The following is a 19,282-nucleotide window of genomic DNA, read 5'->3' as shown; positions in this document are numbered from 1 at the left end:
AGAAATGGAGACTGACAATATGTTGATTGCCAGCTATAACCCAGCCGGAATGGGTGATGTATTAGTTGTGTTAACGGCCCCAGCTGCTGAGCACACGTTTGAACAAAAAGAGAATGTTGTCCGCATTGCAGATGAGCAGAACATGACGCTTGGTTTTAATTTTTTGCATGCGTCAACGATGTTGGATTTGCCCGAAACGGCTGGTCAAGTATTTTTGACGTCAGATGATGTTGCTAAGCTAAATGCTGTTTTAGTTGAAGCCGGTTTTGAAGCAGAGTTGGTTGCTGATGAAACGCCTAAGTTTGTCGTTGGCTACGTCGAAAAGGCTGAACCACATCCAGATTCAGATCACCTTCAAATTACAACGACGGTTGTTGATAATGATGAACGGGTTCAAATCGTGTCAGGTTCACCTAACATGCGTCAAGGCATTAAGGTGGTTGTTGCCAAGGTTGGTGCGATGATGCCATCTGGCTTAATTATTTGGCCGGGCGCTTTGCGCGGTGTCGCTTCAAACGGCATGATTACATCAGGTCGTGAATTGCGTTTGCCTAACGCACCACAAGTGCCTGGTGCCTTGATTTTGCCGGATGATTTTGCTGAAGTTGGTACGCCATTTGACGCAAGTTCAGCGGAAGCACAAGCATTATTTCAATAAGGTGAGGTGATACCGCATGGTTGATCGTCGGCCTATTGTTTTTTATGAGCGCTTAATGAACACCTATGATGGTCAGGTAGCGGCTCTAATGGCAGCTAAAACCTCGTATATTTTGTTAGCAACTGAAGACACAGATGCTGTTAATTTGTCATCGGCTTCAGTCACGGTCGAGACGCCGGTTCAAGCAACTATGGTTACGCCACGGCAACAAGTTGTGGTTGAAGTCTTGCAACCACGCGTTGTGCCCGCAATGCCAGAATTGCCAGAAGTTGAACCGCTAGTAGAGGAGTCAAAGCCGGTTGAACCAGCACCAGTCAAGCAAACAACCGTAGCGTCAATGCCCACTAAGCCACACAAAGTTATAACAGGCTTAGGATTAAGCCTTGATGATATTTTGTCTGAAGAAGCAAGTGTTGCTGCGCGTGGTGATAGTCAATATTTTGACAACTGATAAGTAAAAATTATGAAAAGAGCTCTGAGGCACCCGTGCCGAATAGCTCTTTTTTTGGTATCATAGTAAGTACTTACAAACAGATTGGACAGAATAGATAATGGACAAGGATACGTTATACTACTTTATTGGGATTAAAGGATCAGGCATGAGTGCATTGGCACTTATTCTGCATGATCAAGGCTTGCAAGTCGCGGGCTCAGACATTGATGAATACACATTCACGCAAAAGCCATTGGCGGCAGCTGGAATCCCAATGTATAGTTTCGATGCAGCTAACATTAAGCCTGGTATGACGGTTATTCGTGGAAATGCCTTTAATGATGACCAGGTGGAAGTCGCGGCTGCGTTGGCGTTGGGTGATCAGATTAATTTGGTTACTTACCCAGACATGGTTGAAAATCTAGTTAAGCAATTCACGTCAATTGGGGTTGCAGGGGCACACGGTAAGACATCAACAACAGGTCTTTTGGCCCACGTTTTGGCTGGTATTGCACCTACATCATACTTAATCGGCGACGGTACAGGTAAGGGTGTGCCAGATGCACGGTTCTTCATTTTCGAGGCGGACGAATATCGTCGACACTTCCAAGATTACACACCAGATTATGCGATTATGACGAACATTGACTTTGATCACCCTGATTATTACACAGGTGTCGATGATGTTCGTAGTGCTTTTGAAGACTTCGGTAATCACGTCAAGAAGGGCATTTTTGCTTGGGGTGATGATGAACAATTGCGCAAGATGCAAGTTGATGTGCCCGTCTATTTCTATGGTACAAATCCAGAAACTGATGATTTTTACGCCAAAGACATTAAGCGTTCAACAACTGGTTCAAGTTTTGACGTTTACTATCATGATGAGTTTTTGGGTAACTTTGAAGTCCCTTTGTTTGGACAACACGGTGTCTTGAATTCTTTGGCCGTGATTGCTGTTGCATACTTTGAGAAGATTGACGGCGACTTGGTTCGCAAGGAGTTGTTGTCTTTTAAGGGTGTTAAGCGCCGCTTTACTGAAAAGCAAGTTGGCCCCGTAACCATTATCGATGACTACGCACACCACCCATCAGAAATTACTGCGACACTTGATGCTGCTCGCCAAAAGTATCCTGGCCGTGAGCTGGTAGCGGTTTTCCAACCACACACGTTCTCACGTACCATCGCGTATCAAGATGATTTTGCGAAGTCGCTTGAGCTCGCGGATAAAGTCTATCTAACAGAGATTTTTGCATCTGCTCGTGAGCAAGCGGGCGATATTTCATCAAAGGACCTGGGTGCAAAGATTTCAAAGTTTGGTGGCATTGTATCACCAACTGACGTTGCACCGCTATTGGATCATGAAGATGGGGTCTTTATCTTTATGGGTGCCGGCGATTTGCAAAACACAGAATTTGCGTTTGAAAAGATTTTGGCAAATACGCAAACGAATTTGCAGTAGACCAAATTGGCTTTTAGCTTAAAAAATTATTTAACCTTAGTGCGACTTTTAATCTTGTGCTAAGGTTTTTTGGTATAATGGTAGTATGGGGTTAGTAATTGAAACACCAAACCATTGCCGAATGGGGCAACGAAAGAGGTAGCATATATGGATAATTTTGGTTTTGAACAACAAGGACCACGTTTGGTAAATCCAGACGCAACGGGGCTAAATGATTTCTTTAAAAAAGTGTACACGTACATGGCGTTGGCCTTGTTAGTAACAGCCGCGACGGCCTATCTTGGCGTAACGCTGTTCGCCGCCCAAATCGCCGCAATATTTAGTAGCACAATGTCATCGTTGGTGATGTTTGCCGTGATGATGGGATTTGTCTGGTTGTTTTCTAGTCGCGTGTACACAAATCCGGGGCAGGCATTCGGGATGCTAATGGGATTCTCTGTGTTGAACGGCGTAACCTTTGCAGTCATTGGATTGACAACTAGCTTGGGGATGATTGCTTCCGCTTTCTTCACAACGGCTTTGTTGTTTGCGGGAATGGCCTTGTATGGCTTTACAACAAAGAAGTCAATGTCGTCACTTTCAAGCATCTTGTTTGGATCGGTAATCGCTTTGATTATTGGCGGTATCATCAATTTGTTTTTCTTTAACAGCATTGTTTACTTGTTCTTGTCAGTTGTCGGTGTTGTCGTATTTGCGATTATGACGGCTTATGATATGAACCGACTTAAGACGATGTACATTGAGTATGGTTCACAAGGTGACGCCACATTGACGCAAGGATTGGCTGTGTCAGGTGCCTTGTCATTGTACATGGACTTCATCAATTTGTTTATTTATATTTTGCGTTTGTTCACGGCTTTCGGGGGCTCACGCGATTAAGCTTAATTTTATTAACGGCATCTCTGCGGAGGTGCCGTTTTTCTGTTACTATATTAAGTATCAAAACGTTTGGGGGCATCCCCGGAAAAGAGATGAAAATGGCAAAACCAACATTACTTTTAATTGATGGTAATTCCCTGGCTTTTCGGGCATTTTTTGCACTGATCAATCAGGTTGACCGCTTTGTAAATCACGAAGGCCTTCATACTAATGCCCTAGTTGGCTTTAATAACCTATTAGATGGGATTGTTGATCCATTTAAGCCAGATTTGGCGCTAGTTGCCTGGGACGCTGGTAAAACAACTTTCCGTACGGGTAAGTTCGATGATTACAAGGGCAATCGTGATAAGACACCGCAAGAACTGGTTGAACAATTTGAACCGTTACGTAAGATGGTGGAATTACACGGGATTAAGTCATACGAGCTACCGGGTTACGAAGCTGATGACATTATTGGAACAACGGCTCGGATGGGTGAGGCCGCTGGTTATGCAGTGACCATTGTGACAGGTGACCGTGATATGACCCAGTTGGTGACTGATGATGTCTCAGTTTGGGTAACTAAGAAGGGAATCAGCGAAATTGATCATTATACGCCTGCAATGGTTGCGGAAGTCTATGATGGTCTGACACCAGCTCAAATTGTCGAAGTGAAGGGGTTACAGGGCGACACAAGTGATAATTATCCAGGTGTTGCTGGTATCGGTCCTAAAACCGCAATCAAGCTGATGAAGGAATATCACACCATTCCTGAAATGTATGAACGCATAGACGAAATGAAAACCTCGAAGCAGAAAGAAAAGTTGATTGCCGGCAAGGAGGATGCACTCTTGTCGCGTGATTTGGCAACGATTCGGACAAATGCACCAGTTGATTATGATTTATCTAGTTTGACGTACAACGGTCCCGATTACGAGGCAATTATTCCGTTCTATCAACACCTAGATTTTAAGGCCCAGCTAGTAAAGTTGGCTAATCAGGGGCATACCATTCCAGCACCTACGGGCATGCAGAATGGGGACGATGGTGAACCGGCTCATGATATGAACAATACACCATTAGAAGTCCGTTCATTAACGGCCACTAATCTAACACATATTGAGCAACTTGGTGATGAGATTAGTTTTTATCTTGAGCTTGACGATGAAAATTATCATACGGCAAACCCAGTTGGTTTTGTGATTGGTAACAACGAACACGGCTATTTTGTGAGTCGCGACATTGAGCTACTGGTACAAGGCACACCGGTTAACCGAATTTTACAAGATGCAACTGTTAAAAAGAACGTCTTCAATGCGAAGGGGACGATTGTTGCATTACGGCGCTTAGGCCTAACATTGCCTAACGTCGCATTTGATTTGTTGTTAGTGGCATACTTGCTTGACGCAAATGACAACAATAATGATATGGGGGCTTTGGCCCATGAAAATGGTTACTACGCCGTTCGTACGGATGAAGAAGTTTATGGTAAAGGCGCTAAATTCGCGATTCCTGAGGCTGATGAGGATCTTTTCGAACACTTGGGGCGCAAAGCCATGGCCATTCAATATTTGAAGGACCCATTGATGGCGAAATTGACAGAACACGAACAAACGCAGTTGTATGATGACATTGAATTGCCCCTGACGTACGTACTGGCCGATATGGAAGCGACGGGTATTACAGTTGATGCGAATACGTTGCTTGAAATGCGAAGTAAATTAACGGAGCGGCTAGCGGAACTCGAGCAAACTATTTACCAACAGGCTGGCCACGAGTTTAACGTGCAGTCACCAAAGCAGTTAGGTGTGGTCTTATTTGAAGAAATGGGTTACACCCCAATCAAGAAGACGAAGACAGGTTATTCAACAAGCGTAGAGGTTTTGGAGCAAATGGGCGATGTACCGCTAGTTGCCTCAATTTTGGCTTATCGTCAAATTGCAAAGATTCAATCGACTTACGTAGAGGGGTTGCTACGTGTAATTCACGGTTCGGATTCTAAGGTACACACGCGTTATCTCCAAACCCTAACTCAAACTGGTCGGTTGTCGTCAGTCGATCCAAATCTGCAAAATATTCCGGTCCGGATTGAAGAAGGACGACGGATTCGTAAAGCCTTTGTACCACGTGAGAAGGGGTGGCGAATTCTAAGTGCCGATTATTCACAGATTGAGTTGCGTGTCTTGGCGCATATTACAGGCGACAAGCACTTACAAGAAGCGTTTATCAATGGTGAGGATATTCACGCTGCGACGGCGCGTCGTATTTTCGGTATTGGCCCGGATGAGACGGTTGACGGTAACATACGACGTCAAGCCAAGGCAGTTAACTTTGGTATTGTATATGGCATTTCTGATTTTGGCTTAGCAAAAAATATTGGTGTCTCACGAAAGCAAGCCAAGCAAATTATCGATACGTACTTTGAGCAATATCCTGGGGTGAAGACGTGGTCTGAGGAAATTATCGCCGCAGCACGCGAGCAAGGATATGTTGAAACGATTGCACATCGTCGTCGTTACTTGCCAGACATTAAGGCGAAAAATTTCAATTTACGTAGTTTTGCGGAACGCACAGCTATGAATTCACCAATTCAAGGTTCGGCTGCTGATATTATTAAAATCGCCATGATTAACATGGAAAAAGCGTTGCGTGACGCTGGTTTGCAAGCTAAAATGCTCCTGCAAGTACACGACGAATTGATTTTTGAAGCACCTGAGTCAGAATTGCCAATTTTGCATGAGTTGGTGCCACGCGTCATGGATTCCGCAATGCAATTGGATGTCCCTTTGATTGTGGCATCGCATGAAGGTGAAACTTGGTATGATGCAAAGTAACGTTTAACAGCATACTGACACTGTAAGCATTAGTTTCGGCTAATGCTTATTTTTGTATTTCCAGGTTAATAAGTCACATGAAAAATGGTAGACTAGAAGATACCGAAAACATAAAGTTTGCTTTAATCCATGGGTACTAGCCTAGGAATAAAGTGTTAATGAGCACATGCCAAAGGGGGATGAAGACAGATGCCAGAATTGCCAGAAGTCGAAACAGTCCGACGCGGGTTAACCCGCTTAGTTGTTGGACGAACTGTACAAGGTACTGCCGTGTGGTGGGAGAAAACAGTCGACGGCCTATCACCGGAGGAATTTGATGCTGAACTAGCTGGGCGACGAATTGAGGCGATTGACCGTCGCGGTAAATACTTACTGTTCCGCTTTTCCGGCGGGATGACGATGGTGTCGCACTTGCGAATGGAGGGGGCGTATTATACTGTGCCGGCAGGAACCGAGCCGGGTAAGCATGATTTGGTGACTTTCCACTTAGATGATGGCATCGATTTGTTATATCGTGATACACGTAAATTTGGGCGGATGAAATTAGTGCCCGACGCGGAGGCGTTACAAGTTGCTGGTTTAGCCAAAATCGGTCCCGAACCAACTGAGTCAACTTTAAGCTTAGCCTATATGGTGGCAGAGTTTGGTAAATCACGCATGCATGTGAAGCCGTTTTTGCTTGATCAAAGTCATATTGCTGGATTAGGGAATATTTATGTTGATGAAACACTGTGGCAGTCAAAGATTCATCCTTTGACACCAGCAAATAAGCTTTCTGAAGATGAATTAGCAGTTCTTCGTGATAATATTATTGCCGAATTAGCACGGGCAACCGAGCATCACGGCACAACTGTGCATAGTTTTACCACAGCATTCGGTGAAGCCGGCGAGTTTCAAAATGAACTGCAAGTCTACGGTCGAGTTGGTGAACCTTGTTTGCGATGCGGTCATCCACTAGAAAAGATGAAAGTCGCCCAACGTGGGACAACTTTTTGCCCGGTTTGCCAAGTAGAAAAGGATTAAAACATGTTTAAATTAGGATTGACTGGTGGGATTGCCACTGGTAAGTCAACAGTATCAACACACTTTAAAGAGCAACACATCCCCGTGTTGGATGCAGACGTCATTGCACGTGAGATCGTTATGCCAGGTGAGCCTGCTTTAGCTGAGATTGTGGCAACCTTTGGGGAAGAGATGTTGCTAGCTGACGGTACACTCAATCGGCAGGCACTTGGCTCGGTTGTCTTTGGTAATCCCGCCAAATTGCAGCAATTGAATGCCATTACGCATCCGCGGGTACAGGCATCCATGCGAGCGCAAATTGCCGCACATGAAGCTGCAGGAGCACCACTAATTGTATTGGACATTCCACTATTATTAGAAGGACATAACGCTGCCGGCGCCGATGCGGTAATGGTTGTTAGTGTGCCGGAAGAGGTGCAAAAACAACGTCTCATGGCACGCAATAATCTATCGGAAGAGGCTGCTTTAAAGCGGATTAACTCGCAGATGCCTTTGGCTGAGAAACGCCAATTGGCCGATTATGTTATTGATAATGCTGGCACAATTGCTGAAACCTATGCACAAGTGGATGCCGTGTTAGCAGAAATTTTGCATTAAGAAGGAGCAAATGGGATGACTGAATTTAGTATTCGTCAGCGCTATCGTTTGATTTACGATGAACCTATCAATTTAGCTGCCGTTCAGTCATTGACTAAGGTTTATTTGCCAATCATTGGACGAGACGCATTTACTTTGTACTTAAACTGGGCGATGCTTGGCGAATCCACGGATGCCGCCAATCAACATGCTGATTTGTTGGATGAATTAGCCATGAGTCAGCAAACGTTTTTGACTGCCCGTGAAAAGCTTGAGGGAATGGGACTACTGAAAACCTATCGGCAAGAAACCAGTTTTGGCGTACAGTGGGCGTATCAATTGTTCCCACCAATGGCAATGAAAGCATTTTTAGCAGATATCATGTTATCAAGTTTGTTGCATCACTATCTGGGGGATGATTTATTCGAGCGGCTAATTGCTGAAACTAAGCCCAATGAAACGACAATTCCTGGTCAGAATGTCTCAAAGTCCTTCTTCGATATGATGGGACAAGAATCCTTCCAACGATTGCCAGCCGCTCCGTTCCAGAGTGATGATACCAAGTCAACGTTGCAACGTGAAATTGCCGCGAGTGATCAGCAACTGAATATTACCTTGATGGCTGATATGTTGCAGTCTTTCGGTATTACACAAAACGACCTACGTCAAAACCAAGCGGATTTAATTATTCAAAAGAGTCTCTATGGCTTGAGTGATGTCGAATTAGTACGGTTGATTCAAGGGACTGTCGATGCTTCCGGTAAGCTAAGCATTACGAATTTACGCCAAACATTACGGCGAACGTACGAGCAAGGACAGCGTGTTTCAGATGCTGTCCAACAGGTAACTGAAAATCAGCCTAAAGCGACAACGCCTAATGAACCGGTGGCGACTGGCAATCCGGCAGCTGGTATTATTCAAACAGCTCGGACAACTGCCCCGTTGGTTTTTCTTAAGAGTCTCCGTGAGAATGCAGGCGGGTTTGTGACTGATAATGAAGTGCGGGCTTTAAATGATATTGCGCAGCTGGATAAGATTAAGCCGGAAGTCCTTAACATCATGTTGTTCGAACTTACGGTCGTAGAAAAGCGAACAAATCTCAGCAAAGCGTTGCTACAAACAATTGTGAACGACTGGGCGCAAGCTGGTGTCACGACAGCAGTTGATGCGATGACTTATCTTCAGAAGCGAACGAAGCAACGACAAGAAAAGACACAACAAAGTGGTAAGTCAGGGGCAAAGCGTTGGCAACGTAAGGAACCGGTTGTTAAGGAGACCCGTCCGGATTGGGAAAATCAAAAAGCAACGGCGGTTTCGAATGAAGATGCAACGGCGGCTAAAAATGCGCTTGCCGAACTGCGTGCGCGAAGACAACAATCAAAGAAGGAGTAATAACGTATGGCAGATGAACCATTTAATGTAGGCGAAGCGTTAAATCAATTTATGGATAAAAAACACTTGCATGCTCGTTATGCAGCAATTCAAAAGGAAGTGTTCGAACAACCGGATATTAAGGATTTTTTTCAAACCCATAAAGATGAATTATCACGCGAACTGGTGAATCGAGACTTCTCAGTTTTGTATGAATACTATACCCAGCAAAAGAATGCTGCGGCGGGTAAGCCAGTTGTACATACTGGATATAAGCCCGTTCTTGCGCTAGCTGAAAATCGCATTGTTATTGTCTATCAACCAGATGAAGCGACTTTGGCAGCGCAACGATTACGCATGCAAGCTAACTTGGTCCAGTCAATTGGCATGCCGAAGTTGATTGAGCGTGCCCGTCTTGATGATTTTTCAGAAGCGGATGCTGACCGGAGCGCGGCATTCACAGCTGTGATTGCTTTTGTGAGTGCATATATTGCCAATCCTAAGCAATACCATCGTGGTCTCTATATTCATGGATCATATGGCATTGGTAAAACCCACCTGATGGGGGCAATGGCTAACGAATTGGCGCAGGAAGGGATTCCAGTAACGCTCGTGCATTTCCCAAGCTTTGCGGTTGAAATGCGTAGCGCCATTGGATCAAAGGAAAATCCGCAAGATAAAATTAACACGATTAAGCAGGTGCCAATTTTGGTGCTTGATGATATTGGTGCTGAATCAATTACTGCTTGGATTCGCGACGATATTTTAGGTGTCATCTTAGAGTACCGTATGCAAAATGAATTACCGACATTTTTCACCTCAAATTTCTCGATGAATCAGCTGGAAACAGAACACTTTACCGTGACAAAAGACGGCGCCGAGCCAGTCAAAGCTGAACGGTTAATGCAACGCATTCGATACCTGGCGAAGGAAATTCAAATGGCAGGCGAGAACAGACGAGTGATTGATTAATGGGAAAGTACAAGCGAATTTTGCCATGGGTTATTCTGGTCTTTATCAGCCTGCTGTCAGTGATTGTCCTACGTCATAACGCCACGATGTACAACACCCCAATTGGTGAGGTAACTCATGTGCAAACCAGCAAAACAGGTCGTTCAAGTGACCAATTTGGTAATAATGTCAAGACAACCACACAGCGTGTAACAGTTAAGCTGTTAAACACAACACATAAAGGACAAGTGTTGACGATAGTTAATACGTACGACAGTGCGATGGCCATTAATCAACCGGTAAAACCACATAATCAAATTTTCCTATCGCGGGCTGATGATGCAACTTGGCAGTTCAAAACCCTTAAACGTGACACGGTTTGGGTGCCTGTGATGATATTTGTGCTTGGTATTCTTATTATTTCAATGGGGCGGGCCGGTCGACTGACGGTTTTGTCACTTGGGATTAATATTTTGTTGTTTATTGTTACGGTCACGCTTGATTTGGTAACTGACAATGGGAATATCTTTTGGCTGTTTCTGATTTTTAGCGTTATTGCGGCAGCTTTGACGCTTGGACTAGTAATGGGCTTTAAAAATCGACAAATGTGGGTAATTTTCTTAACGGTGTTGACCGCGACGGCATTAGCGCTCTTAATTTCGGAGATTGTCTTTACGGTTACCAAGCAAAATGGCCTGCACTTTGAACTCATGTCATATATTACGCAATTACCTAAGCCTTTGTTTATGGCTATGACACTCGTGGGTGTGTTAGGTGCTGTGATGGACGAAGCAACTGATATGATTGCGACGTTATTTAGTGTTCAGAAAGAACGGCCTGACATGACAATTCGGGAAATTATTGCAACCGGACGTCACGTTGGTCAAGAAATTTTTGGCGCCTTAAGTAATACCTTGTTTTTAATTTTTATGGCCGAACAAATTCCCATGGCAATTCTGTATTTGCGAAATGGCAATAATTGGGGCTTTACGTATATGATGAACATGTCATTGGGGATGATTCAAACGTTAATCAGCGCCATCGGAATCGTCTTAACCGTACCTGCCGGAATTATTTGGGTATTGATTGTCCGTAAATGGCAACGACGAAAGGAGGCTTTGTCATGAGTGTCACCTTAATGTTGTCGTTAATTCTACTCGCCTTGATGATTATCATCGGGGGCATGAAGGGCATCGGCGCGTTTGTCAGCCTCTGGATTAATTTTGCGATTATGGTTGTGATGATTATGCTGATTAATTTCCAGTTTAATGCCTTGGCCGTCCTACTGGTGGGCGGCGCGTTTTTATTGACGGTTACGATCCTAAGTGCAGGTGCTGACGAACGGACAACGACCATTGCACTAATGGCCAGCTTTATCGTCATGTTCGCCTTAGTCATTTTGATTCTGCCAGCTGAACATTTAGCGATGGCACAAGGATTTGCTGAGGAGAATTCTGAAGAACTCGAAGGCTTATCGCTGGGTATCAATATTAACTTTGTCACACTGGGCATTGTTGCAGCATTGCTAGCCACCCTCGGGGCAATCGCTGAGGCTGCCATCGCAATTGCGGCTGGTATTGGCGAGTTATTGGCTGATCAACCCAACATGTCGTTGGCTGGTCTGGCCCGATCCGGGCAGCATTTGGGCCAACAAATTATTGGAACCGCTGTGAATACGGTGTTGTTTGGGTTTATGGCTGATTTTTTGAGTCTGGCCATTTGGTTTGGTAAACTACACTATAGCTTAGGTGAAATTGTGAATGCGAAATTATTTACCTCATCAATGTTGAGTTTGCTCTATGCTATCTTAGGTGTTATTGTCATTTTGCCGATTACGATGGCCATTTTTTTGTGGCAACAGCGTCGTCAATTGCAGACGGACATGGGGACAAATCACGATTATGACGGCAAATAACTAGGATTTATTAGAAAACCATGTTATGCTAGTTTTAAATATGTCATGACTTTTTGGGAATGACCATATCCTGTAGAAAGTAAGATGAGGTATAACACATGAGTAGTGTCCTTGTTATTGAAGATGAAGTAAATTTGGCTCGTTTCGTTGAACTTGAATTGCAACACGAAGGTTACGAAACGCATGTGGAAGATAATGGTCGTGGCGGGTTACAAGCTGCCTTGGATAACGACTATGATTTAATTTTATTAGACTTGATGTTGCCTGAATTGAGTGGGCTAGAAGTTGCTCGTCGTTTGCGCGAAGTAAAGAATACCCCCATTATTATGATGACTGCACGCGACTCAGTGATTGATCGTGTTTCAGGCTTGGACTATGGGGCGGATGACTACGTTGTGAAGCCTTTTGCGATCGAAGAATTGTTGGCCCGTGTACGTGCGTTGTTGCGTCGTATTAACATTGAAACAGAAGAGCACAGTACCCACCAAAGTGTTGTCCGTTACCGTGACTTAACTGTTGAAAAAGAAAATCGTATTGCCCGTCGTGGTAACGATATTATTAATTTGACTAAGCGTGAGTACGAGTTGTTGCTGATTTTGATGGAGAACATTAATGTCGTCCAATCTCGTGAAGAGTTGCTGAAGAAGGTTTGGGGATATGATTCTCAAATCGAAACCAATGTTGTTGACGTGTATATTCGATACTTGCGTAACAAGATTGATCAACCAGACTCACGAGCATCTTATATCCAAACCGTTCGCGGCACAGGATATGTGATGCGTCAGTAATCACGGGGGCCGCTAATGGGTAGTGAAACATCCATTATTAAAGAAACACCGCAACGGAAGGGGCTCTCACTTAAGTGGAAGTGGGCCCTGGGTTCTGCTGCCGGTGTTTTTTTAATATTTATTATTTTCGCTTGGTTCATGATTCAAGCATTTTCGACACAGATGCTAAAGACTGAGCGTCAGCAAGTTAGTTCGTCGCTTGAAGTTGTGACAACACGGTTGCAAAATTTAGATGAATCTAAGTTGCTACCTGCTAATGTCGATGACATGTTGCGTCCAAAGTCAAATGACCTAGATAAAGTGGTTAATGATCCTGTGTTGCAACAAATCACACGGCAAGACTACACGGTTCGCGTCTACAATGCGAACGGGGCACAAGTTTATCCGATTGGCGGGCAGGGCGTTGCTTTTCGTAAGGTGACGCATCAGGAAATCACGCTACAACACGATCATGGTCCAGCGATGCTTGTTGGTCGACAGGAATTACGGAACACAGCCGATAAAGTTATTGGGTATGTCGTTATTGAGAACCATTTGACTAGCTATCACGCGACATTCAATCGCGTTTATATGATTATTGTTATTCTGATTGGCTTAGGCTTGTTTTTGGTGGCCTTGTGGGGTTACTGGCTATCTGATTATCTACTACGGCCAGTTAACAACATCAAACGCGTGGTGGATGAGATTCAGTCAGATCCGCAATCGCAAGCACGGGTTGTTAACGAGGATCGAAAGCCCGACGAACTAACGGACCTATCTGATTTATTGAATGATATGTTGAATCGCATGCAGCGCTTTATTTTGCAACAACATCAGTTCGTTGAAGATGTCTCACACGAATTACGGACGCCGGTGGCCATTGTTAAGGGACACATGGAGTTATTAAATCGTTGGGGTAAGGATGATCCGAAAATTTTAGATGAATCAATTACGGCTTCTTTGCAAGAAATGCGCCGCATGGAAGGCCTTGTCTCTGAGATGCTTGACTTAACACGTGCGGATCAGGTTGAGTTGACATTCCGAGACGGTGATACGGACGTTAAGGATATGATTAACGGCATTTATATGAACTTCCAAATGATTCACCCAGACTTTACGTTTGGACTGGATGATGATTTAAAGGGGCCAACAATCGTTAATATGAACCGTGATCACTTAGAGCAAATCTTGATTATCTTGTCTGATAATGCTGTGAAGTACAGTCAGAATCGTAAGGAAATCCATTTTGCGGCATCGCGTTCTGGTAATATGGTTGAGTTGGCCGTGCAAGACTTTGGTGAAGGGATTAGCCCAGAAGATGCAGCCCGCGTCTTTGATCGTTTCTACCGTGTCGATAAAGCACGTTCACGTAAACAAGGTGGTAATGGGCTTGGCTTGAGTATTGCGCAAAAGTTGGTCGAGGGTTACGGTGGTCATATCGAACTCGAATCAGCAATTGGACAAGGGTCAATTTTCAGAATCACGTTGCCTATTAAGCAACAAAAATAGTAAACTATGAGTTGCGACTGTTTTCCGGTCGCAACTTTTTTTACAGAAATCGAGAGCATTATGATACTAAAGCACGTTATTTTACACATTTTGGATAAAGACGCTGGCAATCTAATTGCCTCACAGGCTGAAATTGATTTGACACAGCCAGGTCTACACGATTATCTGGAAAAAATCATTCTAAAATTTCAGACCGGTGATTATAAGCCAGGCACATTAACCGGTGAAGATTATCTGGCGCAAACAATTGATGATAATAATGGGCTAACGTTTGCCGAAAAGACGACACAATTGGCTGAAAAATTATTTGATAATATTGCCGCTAGTGAGGCCGTACCGGCTGGTGACTTATTAAGTTTTGAATTTGCTGAAGGGACTGACGACTTTTTCGGCCTCATTAAGTTAAATTTTGCGCCACGTTACGCCCACATCGTGGACTATCGTGATGATCAACTTGTTAACAACTTAGTGCTTAACCAGGCCGTCTTGCCGGGTGCTAATCAAAAAGCGGATGAAGGTATTATTGTTAACTTAATGACGGGCGATTATATGTTGGTTGAAAAGCAATACTTGATTGATGGTCACCGCATCAATTATTTTTCAGAACGTTTTTTGCAATTGGAGCCCGAGGTTTCTACTAAAGACAATATCAAAACAATCAAGCGAGCCGTAAAAACAGTTGCTGATAAGTTTGATGTGCCTGAACACGAAGCAATGGCTGCCACCCAGAGCGCGATTTTTGATTCCGTTCAGGAAGATGGTCAAATTAATACCGCTGATATTGCCGAGGCAGTTTTTAAGGGTAATATTTCCGCCAAACAGGCTTACCAAGAAGTCATTGCAGACAAAGAGATTGAAACTGAAATTGCCGTGCCAAATGTGGAACGTTATGAAAAGAAATACCGGCTCCAACGTTTCAAATTAGACTCAGGGATTGAAATTGCCATTCCGATGGATATTTATCAAGACCGCAGTAAGGTGGAATTTGTAAATAATCCGGACGGTACAATGTCGTTGGTTATTAAAGATATTGAATCAATTGTCAACAAATTCACCTCATAAAGTAAATTTGAATTGATTATATCGTGATAGTTCTTGATTTTGTCATGGTTATCACACCTGTTTTACGCAGAAGCGCGTTATAATTTATGTATTGATATTAAATAGGGGAACATTTATTATGGCCTGGCCTTTTAAGAAAAAAATCCTGTTAGCTGTCGTGCCACTGACGCTATTTAGCGCTGGTGTGGCGTCAACGCTAACTGTACACGCAGATAAAAAAGTACAACAAAAACCTGCTACCCAAGATTTTGACTTGGATGCTTTTTCAACGGATCTCGACAAGATGGACATGACAGTCGGTCCGGTTAAGTTTTCGTCAAGCTCAGTTTCAATTCATGTCGCGAAACTAGCAAAGGGGACAACTGAAGCGAGTCCGATTCCAGAGTCACCATTAGCAAATGGTACGTTACCCGCGGCGGCAATGCCTAAGATGACGGATGGTAAGTTTGATATCCGCGCGACGCTTTGGAATAAGGAAGCTGACGATGCAGAAACGTTCTTTAATACGATTGCGCCAGATGCACAACGTGTGGCCATTTCATATGGTGTGCGTCCATCCGTCTTGATGGCCCAAGCCGCACTAGAATCGGACTTTGGACGCTCATCATTAGCCTCTGTCTATCACAATTATTTCGGGATTAAAGCCGTTGATGGGCAGGATAGCGTTGATTTACCAACTAACGAAGAAGTTGATGGTAAAACCGTCCGAGTGACGGCTGCGTTTGCTCGCTATGATTCAGCCGTTGATAGTATGATTGCTAATGCTAGTTTGTTGCGCAATCATGATATGTACTCGGGAACTTGGCTAGAGAATACGAGTTCTTATTACGACGAAACAAAGGCGTTAACAGGAACGTACGCAACAAGTTCGTCATATGCACGAAGCTTGAATGCGGTTATCACAACTTATCGTCTAGCCGCTTTGGATATCAAGTAATAAAAAGCACCACTTAACAATACTTGTTAAGTGGTGCTTTTTATGTTTAATCTTCAGTTTCGTCTAGCTCGGCAGACTTTTGTAGCAGTGCCTGAAGCTCATTCTTACGACGATCGCGCGGAATAAACAACCCGAGCATGTCTTCATTAATACCTGCCATAACGTGGATAACTTCACCAGCGTCGTTCGTCTCAACTGTCAGTGGTGACTTCAATGACTTGTTAGGACTAGCAATGACATCATTGATGGTCCAATCATCAATTGACATCCCGCGTGGATTTTTGAAAATAGTCGCTTCTGGATCCTCGGCAGCGCAAATAGCACGCATTGTTGGGATAGAAACGGGGAGGGCAGATGAGTCTTTTAATTGAACCAATTCATATGCCAAGTTGTTACGTTCGAAAAAACTCTCAACCGACTTTAACGCATTAAGCGCTGATGTGCGGTGAGAAAATGAGTATACCGTGACAGTCATGGAATTCCCTCAATTCATGTAATTACTAATGTATCTATTGTTTCACATATTAAAAAACAGTCAAGTGTTTCAATTGAATAACAATGATTTCTTTGTTTCAATTTTGTTGTTTATGAAAATACGATTGTAATCGAATGGCATTTCGATTTGATTTCACGAGTTGAATTGTCATGACCTGGAAACAAGCGTAAAATACCTATCTGTATATTTATGAATTTTTCATAAACGATAATCGAATATTTAAGGAGTTTTCTCATGGATAAGAAACGTATTGGCCTTGGCGCCCTTGTCATGATGATGTTTACCACCATCTTTGGGTTTGCCAATGGTCCAGTTGCGTTCGCACGTATGGGCTACGCGGCAATTATTTGGTACATCCTGGGAGCATTGCTATTCTTCCTCCCAACATCAATGATGTATGCTGAATTTGGGGCATCATTTAAAGATGCTAAAGGAGGTATCTACTCATGGATGGAACGATCACTTGGTAAGAAGATCGCGTTCATTGCGACGTTCATCGGACTTGCCTCATGGATTATCTGGATGATTTCAGTCTCACAAAAAGTCTGGATTCCATTGTCAACGTTGATCTTCGGTAAAGACATGACGACCACGTGGTCACTATTTGGTATGAATGGTGGCCAAACAGTTGGGGTACTTGCGGTTGTCTTCGTCGTTGTGGTTGCTTTCTTTGTCACCCGTGGTGTTAAGTCAATTTCACGTATTTCAGCCATTGGTGGTATGTTTGTAATGGCCTTGAACGTTATTCTGGTATTGGCCTCAATTGCCGTACTAATCGGTCACGGTGGCCACTTTGCTGAGCCATTACGTTGGCACTCATTCTTTGTTTCAGGTAATCCTGACTACAAGACAATTGGGCAAATGATTTCATTCGCTTTGTATGCTATTTTTGCCTACGCTGGCTTGGAGCAAATGGGTGGTATCATGGAGGACGTTGATAACGCCGAAAAGACATACCCAAAGGCCGCTCTAATTGCGACAACAATTATTGGTCTTGGTTACGCTATCTCGATTTTGCTTTGGGGTGCCTCATCTAATTGGGCACAAATCGCTGGTGATAAGAGTGTTAATTTGGGAAACATCACGTACGTCTTGATGAATAACCTTGGTACACAATTAGGCGATGCATTTGGCATGAGTCATGCTGGTGGCGTCTTGCTTGGATCGATTTTTGCCCGCTTTGCTGGTATTTCAATGTTCTTTGCTTACGTTGGTTCATTCTTTGTCTTGACGTACGCGCCTTTGAAGTCATTCATTTTGGGTTCACCCAAGGAAGTTTGGCCAAAGAAGTTCATTGCTTTGAACAAGCATGACGTGCCGGCAGTTGCAGTCTGGTCACAAGCAATCCTAGTTTCAATTCTAATCATTTTGATTTCATTCGGTGGAAAGAGTGCTACGCAGCTTTACTTGGTTTTGACAAATATGGGTAATGTGTCATCAACACTACCATATGTCTTCCTGGTTGCAGCTTTCCCATTGTTTAAGCGTCTCAATGATGTTGAACGACCATTTGTGTTCTATAAGAGTCAAACGGTTACTTGGATTATTACAATTCTAGTCGAAGCATTGACGATCATTTCAATCATTTTGACGATTATCTCACCATTCCAAACTGGTGATCTGTTCGGTGGAATCTGGACGGTCGCAGGACCAATTTTCTTTGGTGTCTTGGCTTGGGTACTATTTACACTTGGCGAAAATCGTCACGGTAAGTTGTAATATCTTGAAAAACGTGTTCATTCTGGACACGTTTTTCTTTTGCAAAATTTCGAAGACGTGCTATATTTTTAGACAACATTAATGACGGTGAAGGAGGTTACACATATGGCTGAAGAAAACTATACCCCAATCGATGAATTAACGAGTGAAGAGCACACCTGGTATGCAGTTCGCATGATTGGTGACGAAATCGACACGTTATTAACGGCTGCCCCAGATTACGACGAGGCTGTTGGGATTGCACATCGAACATCACAGCAATTTCCAGACTTTAAACTCACTGTTCAAAAGGTCATTGGTGTATTCATGGATAATACCCGGTATGATAAAATGACTGATTTAAACTGGTATGGGGTTATGCCAGCTCGTCGTAAGGATAATTACATTACCCAGATTTTCTCAAATTTCAAGGATCTGAATGATTTTTTACAAGATAATCGTGCTGAAAAATTTAGATTTGTTAGTTTGTTAGCAGAATAAAATTAATTAAAGGGTTGACGGTTTCAATACTAACGTGTAATATATTATATGTTGTTGAGGCAATAACATGTAATATGTGCGGATGTAGTACAATGGCTAGTGCTCCAGCCTTCCAAGCTGGGAATGCGGGTTCGATTCCCGTCGTCCGCTTTTCTGAAGTAGCAATCGTTGATTGCTACTTTTTTAATAGATAAAAATCTTTGTAAAGTTAGTTTACTAAAGAATTTTTTAGTT

At 43.5% G+C, this 19,282-nt stretch carries 18 protein-coding genes and 1 tRNA gene; 18 read left to right on the top strand and 1 reads right to left on the bottom strand.

Annotated elements, in window-relative coordinates; all coding sequences use genetic code 11:
* Positions 1 to 19: 19 nt before the first annotated feature.
* The 15 genes from ytpR to ESE_RS11910 all read left to right on the top strand — a co-directional run bounded on the left by ytpR (position 20) and on the right by ESE_RS11910 (position 16,353).
* The gene (ytpR, locus tag ESE_RS0107855) at positions 20 to 658 is read left to right on the top strand and encodes a YtpR family tRNA-binding protein (RefSeq protein ID WP_010373637.1); all 639 of its coding nucleotides are present in this window, start codon (positions 20 to 22) and stop codon (positions 656 to 658) included.
* A 16-nt stretch (positions 659 to 674) separates the two neighbouring features.
* Positions 675 to 1,109: a hypothetical protein gene (locus ESE_RS0107850; protein WP_010373635.1), complete on the top strand. Its 435-nt coding sequence runs from the start codon at positions 675 to 677 to the stop codon at positions 1,107 to 1,109.
* A gap of 100 nt (positions 1,110 to 1,209) precedes the next feature.
* Positions 1,210 to 2,550 (top strand): UDP-N-acetylmuramate--L-alanine ligase, encoded by a 1,341-nt coding sequence (gene murC / locus ESE_RS0107845; protein ID WP_010373634.1) that lies wholly within the window; start codon positions 1,210 to 1,212, stop codon positions 2,548 to 2,550.
* 147 nt (positions 2,551 to 2,697) lie between these two features.
* The gene (locus ESE_RS0107840) at positions 2,698 to 3,429 is read left to right on the top strand and encodes a Bax inhibitor-1/YccA family protein (RefSeq protein ID WP_010373631.1); all 732 of its coding nucleotides are present in this window, start codon (positions 2,698 to 2,700) and stop codon (positions 3,427 to 3,429) included.
* 98 nt (positions 3,430 to 3,527) lie between these two features.
* On the top strand, positions 3,528 to 6,242 hold the full coding sequence (gene polA, locus ESE_RS0107835) for a DNA polymerase I (protein WP_010373630.1): 2,715 nt from the start codon (positions 3,528 to 3,530) through the stop codon (positions 6,240 to 6,242).
* A 189-nt stretch (positions 6,243 to 6,431) separates the two neighbouring features.
* The gene (gene mutM, locus ESE_RS0107830; protein WP_010373628.1) at positions 6,432 to 7,265 is read left to right on the top strand and encodes a bifunctional DNA-formamidopyrimidine glycosylase/DNA-(apurinic or apyrimidinic site) lyase; all 834 of its coding nucleotides are present in this window, start codon (positions 6,432 to 6,434) and stop codon (positions 7,263 to 7,265) included.
* Between the two features lie 3 nt (positions 7,266 to 7,268).
* A complete protein-coding gene (coaE, locus tag ESE_RS0107825; protein WP_010373625.1) occupies positions 7,269 to 7,862 on the top strand; it encodes a dephospho-CoA kinase in 594 nt (197 codons plus the stop codon).
* Between the two features lie 15 nt (positions 7,863 to 7,877).
* Complete coding sequence (locus ESE_RS0107820; protein WP_010373623.1) at positions 7,878 to 9,233, top strand: DnaD domain protein; 1,356 nt, start codon at positions 7,878 to 7,880, stop codon at positions 9,231 to 9,233.
* A gap of 6 nt (positions 9,234 to 9,239) precedes the next feature.
* Positions 9,240 to 10,184 (top strand): primosomal protein DnaI, encoded by a 945-nt coding sequence (gene dnaI / locus ESE_RS0107815; protein WP_010373621.1) that lies wholly within the window; start codon positions 9,240 to 9,242, stop codon positions 10,182 to 10,184.
* Positions 10,184 to 11,290: a YibE/F family protein gene (locus tag ESE_RS0107810; protein ID WP_010373620.1), complete on the top strand. Its 1,107-nt coding sequence runs from the start codon at positions 10,184 to 10,186 to the stop codon at positions 11,288 to 11,290. Before dnaI ends, ESE_RS0107810 begins: the two co-directional genes overlap by 1 nt.
* Positions 11,287 to 12,078, top strand: a complete 792-nt coding sequence (locus tag ESE_RS0107805) for a YibE/F family protein (protein ID WP_010373618.1) — start codon at positions 11,287 to 11,289, stop codon at positions 12,076 to 12,078. The genes ESE_RS0107810 and ESE_RS0107805 overlap by 4 nt, the downstream gene beginning before the upstream one ends.
* A gap of 98 nt (positions 12,079 to 12,176) precedes the next feature.
* A complete protein-coding gene (locus ESE_RS0107800; RefSeq protein WP_010373616.1) occupies positions 12,177 to 12,866 on the top strand; it encodes a response regulator transcription factor in 690 nt (229 codons plus the stop codon).
* Positions 12,867 to 12,881: 15 nt separating this feature from the next.
* Positions 12,882 to 14,354, top strand: coding sequence for a HAMP domain-containing sensor histidine kinase (locus tag ESE_RS0107795; RefSeq protein WP_010373614.1), 1,473 nt, complete (start codon positions 12,882 to 12,884; stop codon positions 14,352 to 14,354).
* Positions 14,355 to 14,414: 60 nt separating this feature from the next.
* A complete protein-coding gene (locus ESE_RS0107790; protein ID WP_010373612.1) occupies positions 14,415 to 15,416 on the top strand; it encodes a nucleoid-associated protein in 1,002 nt (333 codons plus the stop codon).
* A 118-nt stretch (positions 15,417 to 15,534) separates the two neighbouring features.
* Positions 15,535 to 16,353 (top strand): glycoside hydrolase family 73 protein, encoded by an 819-nt coding sequence (locus ESE_RS11910; protein ID WP_010373609.1) that lies wholly within the window; start codon positions 15,535 to 15,537, stop codon positions 16,351 to 16,353.
* A gap of 46 nt (positions 16,354 to 16,399) precedes the next feature.
* Here ESE_RS11910 and ESE_RS0107780 read toward each other — a convergent pair whose 3' ends face one another.
* Positions 16,400 to 16,828 carry a hypothetical protein gene (locus ESE_RS0107780; protein ID WP_010373607.1) on the bottom strand — a complete coding sequence of 143 codons (429 nt, stop codon included), beginning with the start codon at positions 16,826 to 16,828 and terminating at the stop codon, positions 16,400 to 16,402.
* Positions 16,829 to 17,083: 255 nt separating this feature from the next.
* Here ESE_RS0107780 and yjeM point away from each other — a divergent pair, with 255 nt between their 5' ends.
* The 3 genes from yjeM (at position 17,084) to ESE_RS0107765 (ending at position 19,198) form a co-directional block, all read left to right on the top strand.
* A complete protein-coding gene (yjeM, locus tag ESE_RS0107775; protein ID WP_010373605.1) occupies positions 17,084 to 18,568 on the top strand; it encodes a glutamate/gamma-aminobutyrate family transporter YjeM in 1,485 nt (494 codons plus the stop codon).
* A gap of 105 nt (positions 18,569 to 18,673) precedes the next feature.
* A complete protein-coding gene (locus ESE_RS0107770; RefSeq protein WP_010373603.1) occupies positions 18,674 to 19,048 on the top strand; it encodes a hypothetical protein in 375 nt (124 codons plus the stop codon).
* A 78-nt stretch (positions 19,049 to 19,126) separates the two neighbouring features.
* Positions 19,127 to 19,198, top strand: a tRNA-Gly gene (locus ESE_RS0107765).
* The last annotated feature ends 84 nt before the right edge of the window (positions 19,199 to 19,282 follow it).

The organism is Weissella cibaria KACC 11862, assembly GCF_000193635.1.
In the GTDB taxonomy this organism is placed as follows: Bacteria; Bacillota; Bacilli; order Lactobacillales; family Lactobacillaceae; genus Weissella; species Weissella cibaria.
This window is presented reverse-complemented; position numbering and strand designations above follow the sequence as displayed.

Coding starts and splice junctions, on each gene's coding strand:
- coaE (WP_010373625.1), top strand. CDS start 7,269: ATGTTTAAATTAGGATTGACTGGTGGGATTGCCACTGGTAAGTCAACA.
- ESE_RS11910 (WP_010373609.1), top strand. CDS start 15,535: ATGGCCTGGCCTTTTAAGAAAAAAATCCTGTTAGCTGTCGTGCCACTG.
- ESE_RS0107780 (WP_010373607.1), bottom strand. CDS start 16,828: ATGACTGTCACGGTATACTCATTTTCTCACCGCACATCAGCGCTTAAT.
- ESE_RS0107820 (WP_010373623.1), top strand. CDS start 7,878: ATGACTGAATTTAGTATTCGTCAGCGCTATCGTTTGATTTACGATGAA.
- polA (WP_010373630.1), top strand. CDS start 3,528: ATGGCAAAACCAACATTACTTTTAATTGATGGTAATTCCCTGGCTTTT.
- ytpR (WP_010373637.1), top strand. CDS start 20: ATGTTGATTGCCAGCTATAACCCAGCCGGAATGGGTGATGTATTAGTT.
- ESE_RS0107790 (WP_010373612.1), top strand. CDS start 14,415: ATGATACTAAAGCACGTTATTTTACACATTTTGGATAAAGACGCTGGC.
- ESE_RS0107770 (WP_010373603.1), top strand. CDS start 18,674: ATGGCTGAAGAAAACTATACCCCAATCGATGAATTAACGAGTGAAGAG.
- ESE_RS0107805 (WP_010373618.1), top strand. CDS start 11,287: ATGAGTGTCACCTTAATGTTGTCGTTAATTCTACTCGCCTTGATGATT.
- ESE_RS0107800 (WP_010373616.1), top strand. CDS start 12,177: ATGAGTAGTGTCCTTGTTATTGAAGATGAAGTAAATTTGGCTCGTTTC.
- yjeM (WP_010373605.1), top strand. CDS start 17,084: ATGGATAAGAAACGTATTGGCCTTGGCGCCCTTGTCATGATGATGTTT.
- murC (WP_010373634.1), top strand. CDS start 1,210: ATGGACAAGGATACGTTATACTACTTTATTGGGATTAAAGGATCAGGC.
- ESE_RS0107850 (WP_010373635.1), top strand. CDS start 675: ATGGTTGATCGTCGGCCTATTGTTTTTTATGAGCGCTTAATGAACACC.
- mutM (WP_010373628.1), top strand. CDS start 6,432: ATGCCAGAATTGCCAGAAGTCGAAACAGTCCGACGCGGGTTAACCCGC.
- ESE_RS0107840 (WP_010373631.1), top strand. CDS start 2,698: ATGGATAATTTTGGTTTTGAACAACAAGGACCACGTTTGGTAAATCCA.
- ESE_RS0107810 (WP_010373620.1), top strand. CDS start 10,184: ATGGGAAAGTACAAGCGAATTTTGCCATGGGTTATTCTGGTCTTTATC.
- dnaI (WP_010373621.1), top strand. CDS start 9,240: ATGGCAGATGAACCATTTAATGTAGGCGAAGCGTTAAATCAATTTATG.
- ESE_RS0107795 (WP_010373614.1), top strand. CDS start 12,882: ATGGGTAGTGAAACATCCATTATTAAAGAAACACCGCAACGGAAGGGG.